This is a genomic window from Streptomyces sp. NPDC096323 (assembly GCF_040302845.1).
In the GTDB taxonomy this organism is placed as follows: domain Bacteria; phylum Actinomycetota; class Actinomycetes; order Streptomycetales; family Streptomycetaceae; genus Streptomyces.
On sequence record NZ_JBEOSI010000004.1, the window covers coordinates 449,017 to 468,018 of the forward strand.

Annotated in this window: 18 protein-coding genes and 1 tRNA gene; 13 read left to right on the forward strand and 6 right to left on the reverse strand. The window is 68.6% G+C overall.

Annotated features, from left to right (window positions below; all coding sequences use genetic code 11):
* Positions 1 to 27: 27 nt before the first annotated feature.
* From paaA to ABTX18_RS13395, 6 genes are all read left to right on the forward strand, one after another.
* On the forward strand, positions 28 to 1,080 hold the full coding sequence (paaA, locus tag ABTX18_RS13370) for a 1,2-phenylacetyl-CoA epoxidase subunit PaaA (RefSeq protein WP_352122852.1): 1,053 nt from the start codon (positions 28 to 30) through the stop codon (positions 1,078 to 1,080).
* Positions 1,077 to 1,367, forward strand: coding sequence for a 1,2-phenylacetyl-CoA epoxidase subunit PaaB (paaB, locus tag ABTX18_RS13375; protein ID WP_219572877.1), 291 nt, complete (start codon positions 1,077 to 1,079; stop codon positions 1,365 to 1,367). The genes paaA and paaB overlap by 4 nt, the downstream gene beginning before the upstream one ends.
* On the forward strand, positions 1,364 to 2,065 hold the full coding sequence (gene paaC / locus ABTX18_RS13380) for a 1,2-phenylacetyl-CoA epoxidase subunit PaaC (protein ID WP_352122853.1): 702 nt from the start codon (positions 1,364 to 1,366) through the stop codon (positions 2,063 to 2,065). The genes paaB and paaC overlap by 4 nt, the downstream gene beginning before the upstream one ends.
* Entirely contained in the window at positions 2,059 to 2,559 is a 501-nt protein-coding gene (paaD, locus tag ABTX18_RS13385) for a 1,2-phenylacetyl-CoA epoxidase subunit PaaD (protein ID WP_352122854.1), read from the forward strand. The genes paaC and paaD overlap by 7 nt, the downstream gene beginning before the upstream one ends.
* Positions 2,560 to 3,621, forward strand: coding sequence for a 2Fe-2S iron-sulfur cluster-binding protein (locus ABTX18_RS13390; RefSeq protein ID WP_352122855.1), 1,062 nt, complete (start codon positions 2,560 to 2,562; stop codon positions 3,619 to 3,621).
* Positions 3,622 to 3,710: 89 nt separating this feature from the next.
* Complete coding sequence (locus ABTX18_RS13395) at positions 3,711 to 4,916, forward strand: acyl-CoA dehydrogenase family protein (RefSeq protein ID WP_352123092.1); 1,206 nt, start codon at positions 3,711 to 3,713, stop codon at positions 4,914 to 4,916.
* A gap of 26 nt (positions 4,917 to 4,942) precedes the next feature.
* On the opposite strand, the gene ABTX18_RS13400 is transcribed toward ABTX18_RS13395, so the two are convergent.
* The 4 genes from ABTX18_RS13400 to ABTX18_RS13415 form a co-directional block, all read right to left on the reverse strand.
* Positions 4,943 to 5,287 carry a rhodanese-like domain-containing protein gene (locus tag ABTX18_RS13400; RefSeq protein WP_352122856.1) on the reverse strand — a complete coding sequence of 115 codons (345 nt, stop codon included), beginning with the start codon at positions 5,285 to 5,287 and terminating at the stop codon, positions 4,943 to 4,945.
* Between the two features lie 46 nt (positions 5,288 to 5,333).
* Positions 5,334 to 6,296: a J domain-containing protein gene (locus tag ABTX18_RS13405; RefSeq protein WP_352122857.1), complete on the reverse strand. Its 963-nt coding sequence runs from the start codon at positions 6,294 to 6,296 to the stop codon at positions 5,334 to 5,336.
* A gap of 126 nt (positions 6,297 to 6,422) precedes the next feature.
* Positions 6,423 to 7,898, reverse strand: coding sequence for a DUF2252 domain-containing protein (locus ABTX18_RS13410; RefSeq protein WP_352122858.1), 1,476 nt, complete (start codon positions 7,896 to 7,898; stop codon positions 6,423 to 6,425).
* 146 nt (positions 7,899 to 8,044) lie between these two features.
* Positions 8,045 to 8,392 (reverse strand): winged helix-turn-helix transcriptional regulator, encoded by a 348-nt coding sequence (locus ABTX18_RS13415; protein ID WP_352122859.1) that lies wholly within the window; start codon positions 8,390 to 8,392, stop codon positions 8,045 to 8,047.
* A 123-nt stretch (positions 8,393 to 8,515) separates the two neighbouring features.
* On the opposite strand from ABTX18_RS13415, the gene ABTX18_RS13420 reads away from it, so the two are divergent.
* Positions 8,516 to 9,127: an FMN-dependent NADH-azoreductase gene (locus ABTX18_RS13420; RefSeq protein ID WP_352122860.1), complete on the forward strand. Its 612-nt coding sequence runs from the start codon at positions 8,516 to 8,518 to the stop codon at positions 9,125 to 9,127.
* 243 nt (positions 9,128 to 9,370) lie between these two features.
* Here the strand turns inward: ABTX18_RS13420 and ABTX18_RS13425 are convergent.
* Positions 9,371 to 9,453, reverse strand: a tRNA-Leu gene (locus ABTX18_RS13425).
* A gap of 312 nt (positions 9,454 to 9,765) precedes the next feature.
* Here ABTX18_RS13425 and ABTX18_RS13430 point away from each other — a divergent pair.
* From ABTX18_RS13430 to pknB, 6 genes are all read left to right on the forward strand, one after another.
* On the forward strand, positions 9,766 to 10,650 hold the full coding sequence (locus ABTX18_RS13430; protein WP_352122861.1) for an FHA domain-containing protein: 885 nt from the start codon (positions 9,766 to 9,768) through the stop codon (positions 10,648 to 10,650).
* Between the two features lie 10 nt (positions 10,651 to 10,660).
* Positions 10,661 to 11,176 (forward strand): FHA domain-containing protein FhaB/FipA, encoded by a 516-nt coding sequence (locus ABTX18_RS13435; RefSeq protein WP_136326722.1) that lies wholly within the window; start codon positions 10,661 to 10,663, stop codon positions 11,174 to 11,176.
* A 129-nt stretch (positions 11,177 to 11,305) separates the two neighbouring features.
* Positions 11,306 to 12,799, forward strand: coding sequence for a Stp1/IreP family PP2C-type Ser/Thr phosphatase (locus ABTX18_RS13440; RefSeq protein ID WP_352122862.1), 1,494 nt, complete (start codon positions 11,306 to 11,308; stop codon positions 12,797 to 12,799).
* Positions 12,800 to 12,822: 23 nt separating this feature from the next.
* The gene (locus ABTX18_RS13445) at positions 12,823 to 14,235 is read left to right on the forward strand and encodes an FtsW/RodA/SpoVE family cell cycle protein (RefSeq protein WP_352122863.1); all 1,413 of its coding nucleotides are present in this window, start codon (positions 12,823 to 12,825) and stop codon (positions 14,233 to 14,235) included.
* A complete protein-coding gene (locus tag ABTX18_RS13450) occupies positions 14,232 to 15,695 on the forward strand; it encodes a peptidoglycan D,D-transpeptidase FtsI family protein (protein WP_352122864.1) in 1,464 nt (487 codons plus the stop codon). Before ABTX18_RS13445 ends, ABTX18_RS13450 begins: the two co-directional genes overlap by 4 nt.
* Before the next feature lie 167 nt (positions 15,696 to 15,862).
* Positions 15,863 to 17,860, forward strand: coding sequence for a Stk1 family PASTA domain-containing Ser/Thr kinase (gene pknB, locus ABTX18_RS13455; protein ID WP_352122865.1), 1,998 nt, complete (start codon positions 15,863 to 15,865; stop codon positions 17,858 to 17,860).
* A gap of 169 nt (positions 17,861 to 18,029) precedes the next feature.
* Here the strand turns inward: pknB and ABTX18_RS13460 are convergent, their stop codons facing one another.
* Positions 18,030 to 18,467 (reverse strand): hypothetical protein, encoded by a 438-nt coding sequence (locus ABTX18_RS13460; RefSeq protein ID WP_352122866.1) that lies wholly within the window; start codon positions 18,465 to 18,467, stop codon positions 18,030 to 18,032.
* Between the last annotated feature and the right edge of the window lie 535 nt (positions 18,468 to 19,002).

Here is a 19,002-nt window from a genome sequence, read left to right on the forward strand (position 1 = left end):
GAACGATCGGTCGGTAGGGAGTCCGGGATGGCGGCAGTGACTGCGGGCCAGACAGCGCAGGCGGCAGCAGGCAGTACCGATGGGGCGGACGGGGCCCTGGAGGCGGCTTTCGACGCCGCGGTGGCGGCCGACGATCGCATCGAGCCACGCGACTGGATGCCCGACGCCTACCGCGCCTCGCTGGTCAGGCAAATGGCCCAGCACGCCCACTCGGAGATCATCGGCATGCAGCCGGAGGCCAACTGGATCTCGCGCGCCCCCTCGCTGCGCCGCAAGGCCATCCTGATGGCCAAGGTGCAGGACGAGGCGGGACACGGGCTGTATCTGTACAGCGCCGCGGAGACGCTCGGCACGAGCCGCGAGGAGCTGCTCGACAAGCTGCACGCGGGCCGCCAGCGGTATTCATCGATCTTCAATTACCCGACCCTGACCTGGGCGGACGTCGGCGCCATCGGCTGGCTGGTGGACGGCGCCGCGATCACCAACCAGGTCCCTCTCTGCCGCTGCTCCTACGGCCCCTACGCCCGGGCCATGGTGCGCATCTGCAAGGAGGAGTCGTTCCACCAGCGCCAGGGCTACGAACTGCTGCTCGCCCTCAGCCACGGCACGCCGGCGCAGCACGAGATGGCCCAGGACGCCGTGAACCGCTGGTGGTGGCCGTCCCTGATGATGTTCGGCCCGCCCGACGACGCCTCGTCGCATTCGGCGCAGTCGATGACCTGGAAGATCAAGCGGCATTCCAACGACGAGCTGCGGCAGCGCTTCGTGGACATCTGCGTCCCCCAGGCCGAGGTCCTGGGTCTCACCCTCCCCGACCCGGACCTCCGGTGGAACGAGGAGCACGGCCGGCACGATTTCGGGGCGATCGACTGGACGGAGTTCCAGGAGGTCCTGAAGGGCAACGGCCCGTGCAACGAGCAGCGCCTCACCCAGCGCCGCCGGGCGCACGAGGAAGGCGCCTGGGTCCGCGACGCAGCCGCCGCGTACGCACAGAAGCATGCCGCCGCACAGAACCACACGGATGTACCGAGCACGGCCGCAGACGACACGGCCGCACCGAACGGGGAGGCGACAGCATGAGCAGCTCGACCGACTGGCCGTTGTGGGAGGTGTTCGTGCGCTCACGGCGAGGGCTCTCCCACACCCACGCCGGCAGCCTGCACGCCCCGGACGCCGAAATGGCCCTTCGCAACGCGCGCGATCTGTACACACGCCGCTCCGAGGGCGTCTCCCTCTGGGTCGTACCGTCCAGCCAGATCACGGCCTCCTCGCCCGACGAGAAGGACACCTTCTTCGAACCGGCGGGTGACAAGCCCTACCGGCACCCCACCTTCTACGCGATCCCGGACGGGGTGAAGCACCTGTGACCGCGGCCCTCGCCCTCGGCGACGACGCGCTGGTGCTCTCGCACCGGCTGGGGGAGTGGGCGGGCCACGCCCCGGTGCTCGAGGAGGAAGTGGCTCTCGCCAACATCGCCCTCGACCTGCTGGGTCAGGCCCGGGTCCTACTCTCCCTGGCGGGTGACGAGGACGAGCTGGCGTATCTGCGCGAGGAGCGCGCCTTCCGCAACGTTCAGCTGGTCGAGCAGCCAAATGGCGACTTCGCCCACACCATCGCCCGTCAGCTGTACTTCTCGCTCCACCAGCACGGCCTGTACGAGCAGCTGGCAGCCGGGGACGGCGCATTCGCCGGTCTGGCGGCCAAGGCCGTCAAGGAGGTCGCCTACCACCGGGACCACGCCGAGCAGTGGACCCTGCGCCTCGGCGACGGCACAGCCGAGAGCCACGAGCGCATGCAGCGCGCGGTGGACGCCCTGTGGCGCTTCACCGGCGAGCTGTTCCAGCCGGTCGAAGGCGTCGACGTGGACTGGCAGGCTCTGCACAGCCGCTGGCTGGACTCCCTCACCCCCCTGCTGGAGCGGGCCACGCTGACCGTGCCGACCGGACCGCAGACCGGCGCATGGACCGCCGGCGCCGGCCGTCAGGGCATCCACACGGAACCCTTCGGCCCGATGATCGCCGAGATGCAGCATCTGCACCGCAGCCACCCGGGGGCGTCATGGTGACCTGGACGACCTTGGAGGAGGAGCTGCGGAGCCTCGCGGGCGGCGTCCCCGATCCGGAGCTGCCCGTACTGACCCTGGAGGAGCTGGGCGTGCTCAGGGGCGTGGAGGTGCTCGCGCCGGGCCGCGTCACGGTGCGGCTCACCCCGACCTACACCGGCTGCCCCGCGATCGAGGCCATGTCCACGGACATCGAGCGGGTGCTGTACGACCACGGCATGACGGAGGTCTCCGTGGTCACCGTCCTCTCCCCCGCCTGGTCCACGGACGACATCAGCGCGGAGGGGCGGCGCAAGCTCGCCGAGTTCGGCATAGCGCCCCCGCGGCCCCACGATGCCGCGGCCGCCGGGCCCGTACCCCTCACCCTGTCCGTGCGCTGTCCCCACTGCGGCTCGACCGACACGGAGCTTCTGAGCCGGTTCTCGTCGACCGCCTGCAAGGCGCTGCGCCGCTGCGTGGCGTGCCGTGAACCGTTCGACCACTTCAAGGAGTTGTAGATGTTCCATCCGCTCCGGGTCAGCGCGATCGAGCGGCTCACGGACGATTCGGTGGCCGTCACCTTCGCCGTGCCGCCGAAGCTTCGCGAGACCTTCCGCCACAAGCCCGGCCAGCATCTCAACATCCGCTACGCCGTCGGCGGCGAGGAGATCCGGCGCTCGTACTCGATCTGCGCCCCGGCCACCGAGCACCCCGCCGAACCCGCACTTCGCGTGGGCATCCGGCTCGTCGACGGCGGCGCCTTCTCCACGTACGCGCTCAAGGAGCTGGCGGTCGGCGACCAGGTGGAAGCGATGCCTCCGATGGGCCGCTTCGTCCTCGCACCGCGCGCCGGGCAGTTCGCGGCGATCGTCGGCGGGAGCGGGATCACTCCGGTGCTGTCCATCGCGTCGACCCTGCTGGCCAGGGAGGCCGACGCCTCGTTCTGCCTGATCCGGAGCGACCGGACCGCAGCTTCGACGATGTTCCTGGACGAGGTCGCCGATCTCAAGGACCGCTACCCGGACCGGTTCCAGCTGGTCACCGCGCTCTCCCGGGAGGACCAGCAGGCGGGCCTCCCCTCCGGCCGGCTGGACCGCGAGAGGCTCACCGGCCTGCTGCCCGCGCTGCTCCCGGTGGCCGATGTCGAGGGCTGGTACCTCTGCGGTCCGCTCGGCCTGGTCCGGGCCTCCGAAGGCGCGCTGCGCGATCTGGGCGTCGACCGGACCCGCGTCCACCAGGAGATCTTCCACGTCGAGGACAGCCCGGACCCCTCGGTCGGGGCACCACGGGTCGCGGCTTCCACGCACAGCACCCTCACGGCGACCCTGGACGGCCGCTCGGGAAAGTGGCCGGTGCGGGAGGACGAGTCGCTGCTGGAGACCGTGCTGCGGAGCCGTTCCGATGCGCCGTACGCCTGCAAGGGCGGGGTGTGCGGGACCTGCCGGGCCTTCCTGGTCTCCGGCGAGGTGCGGATGGACCGCAACTTCGCGCTGGAGCCTGAGGAGACGGACGCGGGCTATGTGCTCGCCTGCCAGTCGCACCCGGTGACCGGGGAGGTGGAGCTCGACTTCGACCGCTGACCGCGGGCTTCCCTTCTTCTAGAACCTGTTCTATCTTGACGCTCCGTCAGGTCATGTACGGGCGCAGCGGTTCGCGGGAGGCCGGGACAGTGGACTTCACCTTCACCGAGGAACAGCGGGCAGCCACCGAGGCGGCGCGGGCGGTCTTCTCCGGCGTCGCCCCCGATGGGGTGGCCAGTCCGGCGCTCGTACCGGGAGCGGTGGCCGAGGACATCGACCGTCCCCTGTGGGCCGGGCTCGCCGCGGGCGACCTGCTGAGCCTGACACTGGCTCCGGAGCACGGCGGAGCGGGCCTGGACATGGTCGCGCTCTGCCTGGTGCTGCGCGAGTCCGCGAAGGTTCTCGCCCGGGTCCCGTTGCTGGAGACGTGCGCGGTCGCGATGGCGGTCCAGCGGTACGGCGACCGGGAACTGGCGGCCGAACTCCTGCCGCTCGTCGGCCGGGGGAGCCTGGTGCTCACGGTCGGCGCCAACGGCCGCACCGGCCACGACCCGGCCGAACTCGCCGTCACCGCAAGGCCGGACGGCGGCAGCAACAGCAACAGCAACAGGACCAGCAGAGGCAGCGGCAGCGGCAGCCGGGCCACCAACGGCACGGAGACATCATGGGTGCTCGACGGCGTGCAGTCGGCGGTCCCATGGGCCCAGGCCGCGGACTGGATCGCGGTGCCCGCCCACACCCTGGACCACCGCACCGTGGTAGCCCTGGTCCGCCGTGACGACGCCGGGGTCACCATCGCCGAGCAGGTCTCCACCAGCGGCGAACTCTTCGGCGAGGTGACGCTGGACGCGGTCCGGATCGAGGGCCGCCGGCTGATCGACGCCGCCGGCGCCTGGGAGTGGCTGCGCTCCGTGCTCACCACCGGAACGTGCGCGCGCGCACTGGGCCTGGGCGAGGCCGTCCTGGCCATGACGAGCCAGTACACCGGCAAGCGCGAGCAGTTCGGCTTCCCCGTCGCGACCTTCCAGGCCGTCGCCGTGCAGACCGCGGACCGCTACATCGACCTGCGGGCCATGGAGGTCACCCTCTGGCAGGCGGCCTGGCGCATCGGCGTCGGCGGGACCGGCCCGCTGCCACCGGCAGGCGATGTCGCGGTGGCGAAGATCTGGGCCTCCGAAGGGGTCCGCCGCGTCGTGCAGACGGCGCAGCACCTGCACGGCGGCCTCGGCGCGGACACCGACTACCCCTTGCACCGCTTCCACGCCTGGGCGAAACAGATCGAGCTGTCCCTCGGCCCGGCCGCGGCGCACGAGGAGGCCCTGGGCGACCTGCTGGCCGCACACGCCCTCGACTGAACAAGATCAAGCAAGACCGAGCAGGCTCAGGCGACGAACGCGGGAGCCCCGTTGTCGGTGACCATCGGACGTCCCGCAGCGTCCCAGGCGAGCATGCCGCCGTCGATGTTCACGGCGTCGATGCCCTGCTGCACCAGGTACTGGGTGACCTGGGCGGACCGGCCGCCGACCCGGCACATCACATGCACGCGCCGACCGTCCTGTGCCGCCTCGGTCAGCTCACCGAACCGGCCCACGAAGTCGCTCATCGGAATGTGCAGGGCGCCGTCGACGTGCCCGGCCGCCCATTCGTCGTCCTCCCGGACGTCGAGCACGAAACCGTCCGCCGGCACCGCCGTGACGTCGACCGCGGGAAGCTGGGCGAAATTCATGGGTCATGCCTTCTCTCGTCAATGCGCACCGAAGTCACCGGAAACGCTACTGCACCAGGCCGGCCAACTCGGTCTCACGCTGTGAGACCTCGCCCAGCAGTTGCTCGGCGATCTCTTCCAGCAGATGGTCCGGATCGTCCGGAGCCATGCGCAGCATGGCGCCGATCGCGCTCTGCTCCAGCTCCTGGGCGAGCACCGTCAGCAGTTCCTTGCGCTGGGTCAGCCAGTTCAGCCGGGCGTAGAGCTCATCGGCCTCGCCGAGCTCCGCCTCGGGCACGACCGGGCCGGCCGCCCACTCCTGGGCCAGTTCCTTCAGCAGCGCCTCGTCCCCGCGGCCGTAAGCGGCGTTGACGCGGGTGATGAACTCGTCCCGCCGGGCCCGCTCCTTCTCGTCCTGGGCCAGGTCCGGATGTGCCTTGCGGGCCAGCTCGCGGTAGAGCTTGCGGGCCTCGTCGGTCGGCCGGACCCGCTTCGGCGGCCGGACCGGCTGCTCGGTCAGCATGGCCGCGGCCTCGGGGGACAGTCCCTCGGAGTCGATCCAGTCGTGGAACAGTTCGTCGACCCCCGGCATGGGCATCACGATCGCCCGGGCCTCCTGCGCCTTGCGCAGATCCTCCGGGTCGCCGGTCCTGGCGGCCCGTGCCTCCGCGATCTGAGCGTCGAGCTCGTCGAGCCGCGCGTACATCGGGCCCAGTCGCTGGTGGTGCAGCCGGGAGAAGTTCTCGACCTCGACCCGGAACGTCTCCACCGCGATCTCGAACTCGATCAGAGCCTGCTCGGCCACCCGCACGGCATGCGCCAGCCGCGCCTCGGGACGCGCCTGTCCGAGGGCACCATCGTCAGAGGGCGCACCGGCGTCACCGGAACCTCCGGTACCGCCTTCGGCGGCCCCGGCGGGGCCTTCCGCATGCGCGTCGGCCGGGGAGCCGGGCTGCTCGTCCTGCAGGGCGTCGCCCTGCCGGGCATCGTCGTTCCGGGAGGTCGGCACCCCGGCGGCTTCGTGGGTCACCCGTCCAGCGTATGGCCACGGCCAGGGTGCCGAGCACCCACGGTCGGCGCCGGGTCGTCGCACTTCCGGTTCCGCGGCTGTCGCACTGCCAGCCACGCGGTCGTCACACCTCCGGTTCCGCAGTCGTCACACCCCCGGTTCCGCAGCGATCCGACCCGCTTCGATCGCCCGCACCAGATCCGCGTGATCGGCTTCCGTACGATCCGCGTACGTCACCGCGAACGCCGCCACCGCCTCGTCCAGCTCGTCGTTCTTGCCGCAGTACCCCGCGATCAGCCGTGGGTCCGCGCTGTGCGCATGGGCCCGCGCCAGCAGCGCACCGGTCATCCGCCCGTAGTCGTCGACCTGGTCGGCCGCCAGGGCCGCCGGGTCCACGCTGCCCTTCCGGTTCCGGAACTGCCGCACCTGGAAGGGCCGGCCCTCGACGGTCGTCCAGCCCAGCAGGATGTCGCTGACGACCTGCATCCGCTTCTGTCCGAGCACCACCCGGCGCCCCTCGTGCACCACGTCCGGTACATCGAATCCCGCAGTCGGCAGATGGGGCGCCAGTACCGAGGGCCTGGCCTCCTTCACCTGCAGGACCAGCGGCTCACCCCGGTGATCCAGCAGCAGCACGACGTACGACCGCGTGCCGACGCTTCCCGTGCCGACCACCCGGAACGCCACATCGTGGATCGCGTACCGGGCCAGCAGCGGCACCCGGTCCTCCGAGACGGTGGACAGATAGCCGCCCAGCCCCGCCGCGACGGCCGCCGCCTCCGCGTCAGGCACCCGGCGCAGCACCGGCGGGGCGTCGACGAACCGGCGGCCGCCGTCCCCGGAGTCCTCCGTGGACTTGGCCGCGAAACGGGCGCTGGTGTTGTTACGCGCCTTCTCCGACACCCGCTCCAGGGTGCCCAGCAGATCCTTCGCATCCGTGTGCGAGACCAGTTCCTCGTCGGCGATGGCGTTCCACGCGTCGAGCGCGGGCAGCCGGGCCAGCAGCCGCATCGTCCGCCGGTAGGCGCCCACGGTGTCGTACGCGCCCCTGCGGCAGGTCTCCTCGTCGGCGCCGGCCTCGCGGCCCGCGAGCACCATCGAGGTGGCGAGACGCTTGAGGTCCCACTCCCAGGGGCCCGCCACGGTCTCGTCGAAGTCGTTCAGGTCGATGACCAGGCTGCCCCGGGCATCGCCGTACAGCCCGAAATTCGCCGCGTGCGCGTCACCGCAGAGCTGAGCGGCCACCCCGGTGACGGGTGTCCCCACCAGGTCATGGGCCATCAGACCCGCCGAGCCCCGCAGAAAGGCGAACGGCGTGGCGGCCATCCGCCCCACCCGTATCGCCGTGAGACCCGGCACCCGGCCCCGATTCGACTCCTCGACGGCCCCCACCGCGTCGGGCCGCCCCACAGGGAGAACCAGTGAGCTGTGGGAAGAGCGCGGCACGCGCCGGCGCAGCGCCTTGCCGGCCTCTCGCGGCGAGAGCGGTGCGCTCCGGTCCGGGTCCGGGTCCGCGCGCCGGGCGAACCCGGGCACGAACGGAATGCGCGAGTTGGCCTCCGCTGTACGCGAACCGGCCTCCAGGGCCCGCTGCTCCGGCACTGCCGTATCGATGTCACTCATGGCGCGCAGCCTCCCCCGACCGCACCCGGCGCCGCCGTCGGCGTCCGGCGTCCCGGTCCCGCATCAACTGCCGACGACGGTACCGCTGCCCGGCGGGCGCCCGCCCGGACTCCGGCCACCAGGAACGGTATTGCGGCTACGAGGTCCTAACAGCCGCCGAGATCGTCCTTCAGGTGGGCTTCGGCCCAGCTCCCCAGTTCCTTGAGCGCGGGTTCCATCGCGGCACCGGCCTGGGTCAGACGGTACGAGACCCGCAGCGGCGGCCCCTCGTCGACCTCGCGGACCACCAGCCCCGCCGCTCCCAGTTCGGACAGCCGGTCCGAGAGCATGCGCTCGCTGATGCCCGGGATGGCCCGCCTCAGGTCGGCGAAGTGCACCGGCTGCTGCATCAGGACGGAAACGATCGGCCCTGTCCAGCGCTTCCCGAACAGCTCGAAGACGCGGCTGATGCCCACGTCCACCCGCCTGCACGTCTGCTCGCTGTGATCCGCCATCCGTCCAGGGTACTGCGTAGACGGGAGGAGCTTACTATTCGTAAGCGACTATGTTATTACTAGGTACGTACGAAATAAGGGACCGCTTCCCGGCCCACCCCTCACCGAACCGTGGAGATCCTCATGGCCACCCTCCTGCACCTCGATTCCGCCCTCTTCCCCGAGGGCTCCGCTTCCCGCGAGGTCACCGCCGCATTCGTGCAGACCTGGCGCGAGCAGCACCCCGACGGGAAGGTCGTCTACCGGGACCTGGCTGCCGAACCCCTGCCGCACCTGACCGCCGAGGCCGCCGCAGCGGGCGCCGACCACCCCCTGCGCGGCGAGCTGGCCGCGGAACTGGCCGCTGCGGACGCGGTCCTGATCGGTGCCCCGATGTACAACTTCTCGATCCCGTCGACACTCAAGGCATGGCTCGACCACGTGATCGTCGTCGGTCACAACGCCGGCCCCGACAGCCCGGTGGCCGGCACCCCGATCACCGTCGTCGCCAGCCGCGGCGGTTCCTACGCGGCGGGCACCCCTCGCGCGGACTCGGAGTTCGTACAGAACTATCTGGCGACGCTGCTCACGTCCATGTTTGCCGCCGAGGTCGACTTCATCGTCCCGGAGCTCACCCTGGCCCACAGCAACCCGCAGATGGCCGAGCTCATCCCGCTCGCCGACTCCTCCCGCGCCAAGGCGTTCGCCGACGCCTCGGAGAAGGCCAAGGCCCTCGCCGCCCGGCTCGCCGCCTGAGGCGCCGGACGCGACGGTCAGCCCGAGCCGCAGGGCACGACAGGCGGAGGGGCCGGGGTCAGCAGACCCGGCCCCTTCCCGCGCGGCGCTCGACTTCGGCGGCCCTCGACCCCCCTCAACCCCCTCAACCGGGAGCACGAGGATCGAACCGGACGTTTCACGTGAAACCAAGCCACCCGGCAATTCCCCGAGCCATAACCGAAGAAGCCCCACAGGCCATGGGCCTGTGGGGCTTCTCTCTTGTGCGCGAGGGGGGATTTGAACCCCCACGTCCCGAAGGACACTGGCACCTGAAGCCAGCGCGTCTGCCGTTCCGCCACTCGCGCATGAGTGGTGTTTCCAGACTCTCGCTTTGCTGCGAGCGCCTGGCGACAAACGGAAGATTAGCACGCTGGACAGGGTGGATTCACATCCGTTTGTTTCGCCGAGCGCCCGGAGAGGAGCGGGAACCGGGAGCCACCGCCCCCACTCCTCCTGAGTGCACGCAAGGTGCGGGACACTGTCAGGAGGCCACCTCTACGATCCGTGTGAGGGGGGACACTCCTCCACAGGGCAGACAAGGGGAACCAGCCGATTTCCCTACGCGTGGATACGATCAGTAAGCAGTACAGGGACGACGACACCGGAGGAGGTGCCCCATGGGAGTCATGAAGCGTTTCGAGCAGCGTCTCGAAGGTCTGGTCAACGGCACCTTCGCCAAGGTCTTCAAGTCCGAGGTCCAGCCGGTCGAGATCGCCGGAGCACTCCAGCGGGAGTGCGACAACAACGCCACCATCTGGAACCGCGAGCGGACCGTCGTCCCCAACGACTTCATCGTCGAACTCAGCGCGCCCGACTACGAGCGCCTCAGCCCGTACTCCGGCCAGCTGGGCGACGAGCTCTCCGGGCTGGTCAGGGACTACGCCAAGCAGCAGCGGTACACCTTCATGGGGCCGATCAAGGTCCACCTGGAGAAGGCGGACGACCTCGACACCGGTCTCTACCGCGTGCGCAGCCGCACCCTGGCGTCGAGTTCGTCACAGGACCAGCCGGGTCAGCAGGCCTTCCAGAACCACCCCGGCCCGCAGGCCGCACCGCCCGCCCGTCCCGGGCACGGGCACCCCCAGGCGCCCGGCGGTTACGGCTACCCGCCCACCTCCGCACCGCCCATGCCCGCGGCACCGCCGCCGGGTGCCAGGCACGGCGGGGCTCCGGGGCCCGACCGGCGTCCGCCGGCCACCCCCAGCCCCCCGCCGAACGCGCAGGTGCGACGCTGGATCGAGATCAACGGCACCCGCCATCAGATCTCCCGGCCGACGCTCGTGATGGGACGCAGCACCGACGCCGACGTACGGATCGACGACCCCGGCGTCTCCCGCCGGCACTGTGAGATCAGGACCGGAACGCCCTCGACGATCCAGGATCTCGGGTCTACCAACGGCATCGTGGTAGACGGGCAGCACACCACCCGCGCTACGCTCCGCGACGGCTCACGGATTGTCGTGGGCAGTACCACCATCATTTACCGGCAAGCCGAAGGGTGAAGCGGGGGCAATGTCAGAGCTGACCCTTACGGTCATGCGGCTAGGATTCCTGGCTGTTCTGTGGCTGTTCGTGATCGTGGCCGTCCAGGTCATCCGAAGTGACCTGTTCGGAACGCGCGTCACGCAGCGCGGCTCACGCCGCACTGCTGCCGACGCGCGGCCTCCACAGGCACGCCAGAACGCTGCGGCACCGCCGCAGCAACGCCAGCAGCCCGGCCGCCAGCGCCGGGGAGCACCGACCAAACTGGTCGTGTCCGAGGGGACGCTCACCGGCACCACGGTGGCACTCCAGGGGCAGACCATCACGCTGGGCCGGGCGCATGATTCAACGATCGTGCTGGACGACGACTACGCGTCCAGCAGGCATGCCAGGATCTACCCCGACCGTGACGGCCAGTGGATCGTCGAGGATCTCGGGTCCACCAACGGCACGTATCTTGACCGGACCCGTCTCACCACCCCGACGCCTGTTCCGCTGGGCGCGCCGATCCGGATCGGCAAGACCGTCATCGAGCTGCGGAAGTAGTACGACAATGAGCGAGCGGAGCGAGCGAGCCGCAGCGGCCCGGGCATCGGCCCCGGGCAGGCTCCCGACCGGAGGGTGGGCAGTGTGGCTCGAGACCGGCTGTACCCCGAACCGACGGGTGAGGTGCGCATGAGTCTTTCCCTGCGCTTCGCCGCCGGATCGCACAAGGGCATGATCCGGGAGGGCAACGAGGACTCCGGCTATGCCGGACCGCGCCTGCTCGCCATCGCCGACGGCATGGGCGGACAGGCGGCCGGTGAGGTCGCCAGCTCCGAGGTGATCTCGACGCTCGTCCAGCTCGACGACGACGTGCCCGGCTCCGACATCCTCACCTCGCTCGGTACGGCGGTCCAGCGGGCCAACGACCAGTTGCGCATGATGGTCGAGGAGGACCCCCAGCTGGAGGGCATGGGCACCACGCTCACCGCTCTCCTGTGGACGGGCCAGCGCCTCGGCCTCGTACACGTCGGCGACTCGCGCGCCTATCTCCTGCGGGACGGCGTCCTGACGCAGATCACGCAGGACCACACGTGGGTCCAGCGACTGGTCGACGAGGGCCGGATCACCGAGGAGGAGGCCACCACCCACCCGCAGCGCTCCCTGCTGATGCGCGCGCTGGGCAGTGGCGACCGCGTCGAACCCGATCTCTCCATCCGAGAGGTCCGGGCCGGCGACCGCTATCTGATCTGCTCCGACGGGCTCTCCGGCGTCGTCTCCCACCAGACGATGGAGGAGACGCTCGCCAGCTACCAGGGCCCGCAGGAGACCATCCAGGACCTCATCCAGCTCGCCCTGCGCGGCGGCGGTCCCGACAACATCACCTGCATCGTCGCCGACGTGCTCGACGCCGACAGCAACGACACCCTGGCCGGTCAGCTCAACGACACCCCGGTGATCGTCGGAGCCGTCGCGGAGAACCAGGCCGCCCAGCTGAACGACGGCGGCGCCATGGAGACCCCGGCCGGACGCGCGGCCGGCCTCGGCCGCACCGTACCGCCGCCCTCCGGCGGCTTCGGCCCTCCCGGCAGCGGTGACGACGTCGGCTACGACGTGCCGGACGGAGCCTTCGGCTCCTACTCCGACGACGACTTCGTCAAGCCCGGCGGCCGCAAGTGGCTCAAGCGGTCCCTGTACATCGTGCTCGCCCTTGCGGTCATCGGCGGCGGTCTGTACGGCGGCTACCGCTGGACCCAGGGCCAGTACTACGTCGGCGTGAAGAACGACAACGTCGCGCTGTACCGCGGCATCAGCCAGGACCTCGCGTGGGTCTCGCTCTCGAAGGTCGAGACGGACCATCCCGAGATCGAACTCAAGTACCTCCCGCCCTACCAGCGCAAGCGGGTCGAGGCGACCATCGCCGAGGGCAGCCTGACCGACGCCCGGAAGAAGATCACCGAGCTCGCCACCCAGGCAACGGCCTGCAAGAAGGACGCACAGCGCCGCGCAGCCGAGAAGAACGCCCCGAGCGACGAGGGCCAGGCCGGCGGTACGGACACGGACGCCACCAAGACGTCCGCAGGATCCGGCACCACCAAGACCAAGCAGACTTCAGCGACTCCCACTCCCGGTCCCAGCCTCTCGGAGGAAGAGAAGAAGCTGGTCCCGCAGTGCGGTAAGCAGTAAAGCCGTAGGGGGCCTTCAGCACCATGAGCGTTGTCACCAACACGACCACGATCGGCGCGATCGACGCGCCGAGCCGGCGCAACACCGAACTCATGATGATGGTCTTCGCCATCGCCATCTCGGTGTTCGCCTACGCCAACGTGGGCCTGGCCATCGACGGCTCGCTGCCCTCCGGCATGTTCGGATACAGCCTCGGCCTGATCCTGCTCGGCGGCGTGGCCCACCTCGTGGTGCGCAAGTTCGCGCCGTACGCGGATCCGCTGCTGCTTCCCCTGGCCACGCTGCTCAACGGGCTGGGCCTGGTGCTGATCTGGCGGCTGGACCAGTCGGAACGACTGATCCAGCGGGCCGAGAACCTGTTCGGGACGTACACCCCGGACGCCCCGAAACAGCTGATGTACTCGGCCATCGGCGTAGCACTGATGGTCGGGGTGCTGGTGGTCCTCAAGGACCACCGCATCCTGCAGCGGTACACCTACATCTCCATGGTGGCGGCGCTGATCCTGCTGGTCATGCCGATGTTCTTCCCCGCCGTGAACGGGGCGAAGATCTGGGTCAGCCTGGGCCCGTTCTCCATCCAGCCCGGCGAGTTCGCGAAGATCATCATCGCGATCTTCTTCTCCGGCTACCTCATGGTGAAGCGTGATGCCCTGGCCCTGGCCAGCCGTCGCTTCATGGGGATGTACCTGCCGCGCGGACGAGACCTCGGCCCGATCCTCGTCATCTGGGCGCTGTCGATCCTGATCCTGGTCTTCGAAACCGACCTCGGTACGTCCCTGCTGTTCTTCGGCCTCTTCGTCATCATGCTGTACGTCGCCACGGAGCGAACCAGCTGGATCGTCTTCGGCCTGCTGATGTCCGCGGTCGGCGCTGTGGGCGTCTCCACGTTCGAGTCCCACGTCCAGCAGCGTGTGGACGCCTGGATGGACCCGTTCGCCTGCTACGCCAAGGACGGCGCTTGTGAGCAGATCGGGAACGCCATCATGTCCTTCGGGTCCGGCGGCACCCTGGGCACCGGCTGGGGCCAGGGCCACTCCGACCTGATCGGCTTCGCCGCCAACGCCGACTTCATCCTCTCCACCGTCGGCGAAGAACTCGGGCTGGCCGGAATGATGGCCGTCCTGCTGATCTACGGCCTCATCGTCGAGCGCGGCGTCCGCACCGCCCTCGCCGCGCGTGACCCCTTCGGCAAGCTCCTCGCGATCGGCCTCTCCGGCGCCTTCGCCATCCAGGTCTTCGTCGTCGCCGGCGGTGTCATGGGCCTCATCCCGCTGACCGGTATGACGATGCCCTTCCTCGCCGCCGGTGGTTCGTCCGTGATCGCCAACTGGGCGCTGATCGGGATCCTGATCCGGATCAGCGACACCGCCCGCCGCCCCGCCCCGGCCCCCGCTCCGTCCTCCGACGCCGAGATGACCCAGGTGGTCCGCCCGTGAACAAGCCCCTGCGCCGGATCGCGATCTTCTGCGGCGTCCTCATCTTCGCCCTGCTCGCACGGACGAACTACCTCCAGTACGTGAAGGCGGACGAGCTCAACACCCGCGACGAGAACCGCCGCGTCCGCATCGAGCGGTACGCACACGAACGCGGCAACATCATCGTCGACGGCGGCAGCGCCATCACCGGGTCCACCGAGACCAAGGACAGCGACTTCAAGTACAAGCGAGTCTGGAAGAACGGGCCCATGTGGGCGCCCGTCACCGGTTACTCCTCGCAGGCCTTCGGCGCCACCCAGCTCGAAAGCATCGAGGACGGCATCCTCACCGGCAACGACGACCAGCTCTTCTTCGACAACACGATGTCGATGTTCACCGGCGACGAGAAGCAGGGCGGCAACGTCGTCACCACGCTCAACAGCGCCGCCCAGAAGGCCGCGTTCGAGGGCCTCGGCAGCAAGAAGGGCGCCGTCGCAGCCCTCGACCCGCAGACCGGCGCCATCCTGGCGCTCGCCAGCACCCCGTCGTACGACCCCTCGACCTTCGCGGGCAACTCCGACAAGGACTCCAAGGCCTGGCAGAAGCTCCAGAAGGACAAGGACAAGCCGATGCTCAACCGGGCATTGCGCGAGACCTACCCGCCCGGCTCGACCTTCAAGGTCGTCACCGCGGCAGCCGCTCTGGAGAACGGGCTCTACACCGACATCGACGCGGCGACGAAGTCGCCGCTGCCCTGGCGGCTTCCGCTGACCACCGGGCAGCCCCTGACCAACGAGAACAACATCCCGTGCGAGAACGTCTCGCTCCGGGAGGCGCTGCGGATGTCCTGCAACACCGTCTTCGGCAAGATCAGCGACGACCTGGGCAACCAGAAGATGATCGACCAGGCCGACAAGTTCGGCTTCAACAAGGAGATCTTCACTCCGGTCCGCTCCGCCGCGAGCGTTTACCCCAAGGACAACCGTCCGCAGAACGCCATGGCCGGCATCGGCCAGGCGTCCAACCGGACCACCCCGCTCCAGATGGCAATGGTCGCCGCGGCGGTCGCCAACGACGGCAAGCTGATGCAGCCGTACATGGTCGCCAAGCGGCAGTCGCCCGGCCTGGACGACATCTACACCCACGAGACCGAGCAGCTCAGCCAGCCGATGTCGGGTGAGAACGCCCAGAAGCTCCAGCAGATGATGGAAACCGTCATCAACAGCGGCACGGGTAAGAACGCCAAGATCGACGGCGTCACCGTGGGCGGCAAAACGGGTACCGCTCAGCACGGTCTCAAGAACAGCGAGAACCCGTACGCCTGGTTCATCTCGTACGCGAAGACCGACGACGGCTCCCCCGTGGCCGTCGCCGTGGTCGTCGAGGACAGCAACGCCAACCGGGACGACATCTCCGGTGGCGGGCTGGCCGCACCCATCGCGAAGGACGTCATGAAGGCCGTCATCGACAGCAAGAAGTGACACCGCTCACACACGGCCTCGAATCCGCCCCTGCGGATACCGGTCGGATATCAGGTATTGCCTGTGGGCTGATCAGGTAGTGCGCGGCCGGTAGCGTATGCGCGAACAGCACACCGCCGGACCGCACACCGGTGCGGTCAGGACTGACGGAGAGGGCTGGAACAGTTATGGAAGAGCCGCGTCGCCTCGGCGGCCGGTACGAGCTGGGCTCGGTGCTCGGCCGTGGTGGCATGGCTGAGGTCTACCTCGCTCACGACACCCGGCTCGGCCGCACCGTAGCTGTGAAGACGCTCCGGGCGGACCTCGCCCGCGACCCGTCCTTCCAGGCCCGGTTCCGCCGTGAGGCCCAGTCCGCCGCCTCGCTCAACCATCCGGCGATCGTCGCGGTCTACGACACCGGTGAGGACTACGTCGACGGGGTCTCGATCCCGTACATCGTCATGGAGTACGTCGACGGGTCGACGCTCAGGGAACTTCTGCACTCCGGTCGCAGACTGCTGCCCGAGCGCACCCTCGAAATGACGGTCGGCATCCTCCAGGCACTGGAGTACTCGCACCGCGCCCAGATCGTCCACCGCGACATCAAGCCGGCGAACGTCATGCTGACGCGCACCGGCCAGGTCAAGGTCATGGACTTCGGCATCGCCCGCGCCATGGGCGACTCCGGCATGACGATGACCCAGACCGCTGCCGTGATCGGCACCGCCCAGTACCTCTCCCCGGAGCAGGCCAAGGGCGAGCAGGTCGACGCACGCTCCGACCTCTACTCCACCGGCTGTCTGCTCTACGAACTGCTGGCCGTCAGGCCGCCGTTCGTCGGGGACTCACCGGTCGCGGTGGCCTATCAGCACGTGCGGGAAGAGCCCCAGCCGCCCAGCAACTTCGACCCCGAGATCACGCCCGAGATGGACGCGATCGTGCTGAAGGCCCTCACCAAGGACCCCGACTACCGCTACCAGTCGGCCGACGAGATGCGCGCCGACATCGAGGCCTGCCTCGACGGTCAGCCGGTAGCGGCGACGGCGGCGATGGGCGCGGCCGGTTACGGCGGCTACGGCGGTTACGACAACGACCAGCCCACCACCGCCCTGCGGGCCGCGGACCACGGCGGCGACCGCACGTCGATGCTGCCGCCGGTCAACCCGGACGACGGCGGCTACGGCTACGACGACCGCCCCGACCGCCGCCGGCAGAAGAAGGGCAACACCTCCACGATCCTGCTGGTCATCGCGGGCATCCTGGTGCTGATCGGCGCGGTCCTCATCGGCAAGGCCGTCTTCGGCGGTGACGGCGACAGCGGCGACGGCACGTTCAAGGCGCCGAACATGATCGGTTCGACCGTCAAGGAAGCGCGGCTGCTGGCCGACAACACGAACACGATCCTCAAGGTCGGCCCGAAGGAAGAGTGCGAGGAGCAGCCGGCGGGCAAGATCTGCCGTCAGACGCCGGCGAAGGACGCGATGGTGGCGGAGAACGACACCATCACGGTCTTCGTCTCCAGCGGTGCGCCGAAGGTCAGCGTCCCGGACGTCACGAACGAGTCCCTGGAGAACGCTCGCCAGAGCCTTGAGGAGAAGGGTTTCACGGTCACGGTCAACTCGGTCGAGACCTCGGAGGCCAACCCAGGCACGGTCCTGGATCAGACGCCGAAGGGCAACGCCAAGGCCGAGAAGAACTCCGAGGTGAAAATTTCCGTTGCCACGGAGAAGCTGATCTCGGTGCCCCCTGTGACCGACCGCACATGGGACGCAGCGGTGGCTCAGCTTACCGCGCTCGGCTTCACGAACATCGGCAAAGCCGAGGTCGACAACGAGAAGGCTGCGGGCATCGTGGTCGAACAGAACCCGGCGGCCAACGAGAAGGTGGGCAAGGACACCTCGATCATCCTCAAGGTGTCCAAGGGCCCGACGCAGCCCCCGACGGTCGCCGTCCCCATGGTCATCACGAAGAAGGTGTCCGAGGCCAAGCAGCTCCTGGCCCAGGCCGGCTTCACGCAGATCCAGTTCGCCGACGGCAGCTCGCCGGACGACAACGCCACCGTCATCGGCATGGACCCGCAGCCGAACACCCAGGCCGACCCGGCCACCACCGTCATCACGCTCAGCACCATGGGCGGAGGCGGGAACGGCGGCGGCGGCCTCCTCGGCGGGGGCAACGGCCACTAGCAGTCACGCCACAGCACGGGGCCCCGGTCACCTCAACGGTGACCGGGGCCCTTCGCTTGTGGCTCGTCGTGTCGGTACAGCCCCGTCGGAGACGTGCCGTCGCAGTCGGCCAGCCTTATACGAGCAAGCCAATTACCGACCCCTGACCGAGCATTTAATTCTCGCTGCCTCAACCCTTATACATCCACGCTTTACATGAATTCAGAAGGGTGTCACCCTCAAACCTGGCGACCTGAATTCCGACATCGAATATCCCTCGATCGTCAATCGCGTAAGAATTGAGGGTGACCCATCCATTTCCGGAACCGTTCGTATCACTGTGCCACTTCCAGTAGACCACAGCCCCACTGGAGGTTTTCGTGAGGAGCCGCGCACGCGCATGATGACCGTCAGCCAGAGAGTCCTTGATCTCCATGTGGAAATCAATCCGATCCGTAGCCCCATTGAAGTCATATATTGTCACATCGGCGACCGCCCCTGTAGTTCCACAATCAGCCACCATATCTTTCGCGCTGGCGGGGTTGGAAGCAACCAAAACAAGGGACAAAGCAGCTGCCCCCACCGCAATCGGTCGGGCAAGCCGTCGGAATTTCGAGTTCTTCTCCATGCCCGTACGATCACAGAGAGGATCGCTCGCTAGAACCGCATTTTCGGTCAGCATTGCACAATAGATGGCCCGAACGGATCGGCTGCGGCTCGTGGCCCATCCAGGGTAGGCACAACAACCGGACCACGCCGACGCGTACTGTCACGATTTGACCGTCCTCACGTACATAGCGAGGCATTGAGTGCCCTCAGCACCACTCCTCCAGGTCGAGGACATCTTTGATGACTGACATCGTGTGATTCAGGTTGCGTCTCGAACCTCATGAAGTCCGCAAGGACTCGAGTCGCACTCTTCGGACGCTCGCGGTTCGGTCAGTGAAGGGTTAGCCGTCTGTGGTTCTGATTCCACAGGCCATCGAAAGCTTCTACACATGGCGGCAACCGAAAGAATTGCGCCTGATCGTGGGACGAGTTATGTTCGCACATTCGCGCCAAATTGGCAGTGTCTGTGCGAAGCTTGGACACGTGCAGCCTGGAAATCACCGCTCCACGCACCCGAAATCCGCCGATCAAGTTCACTAACCTCGAAGTTTCAT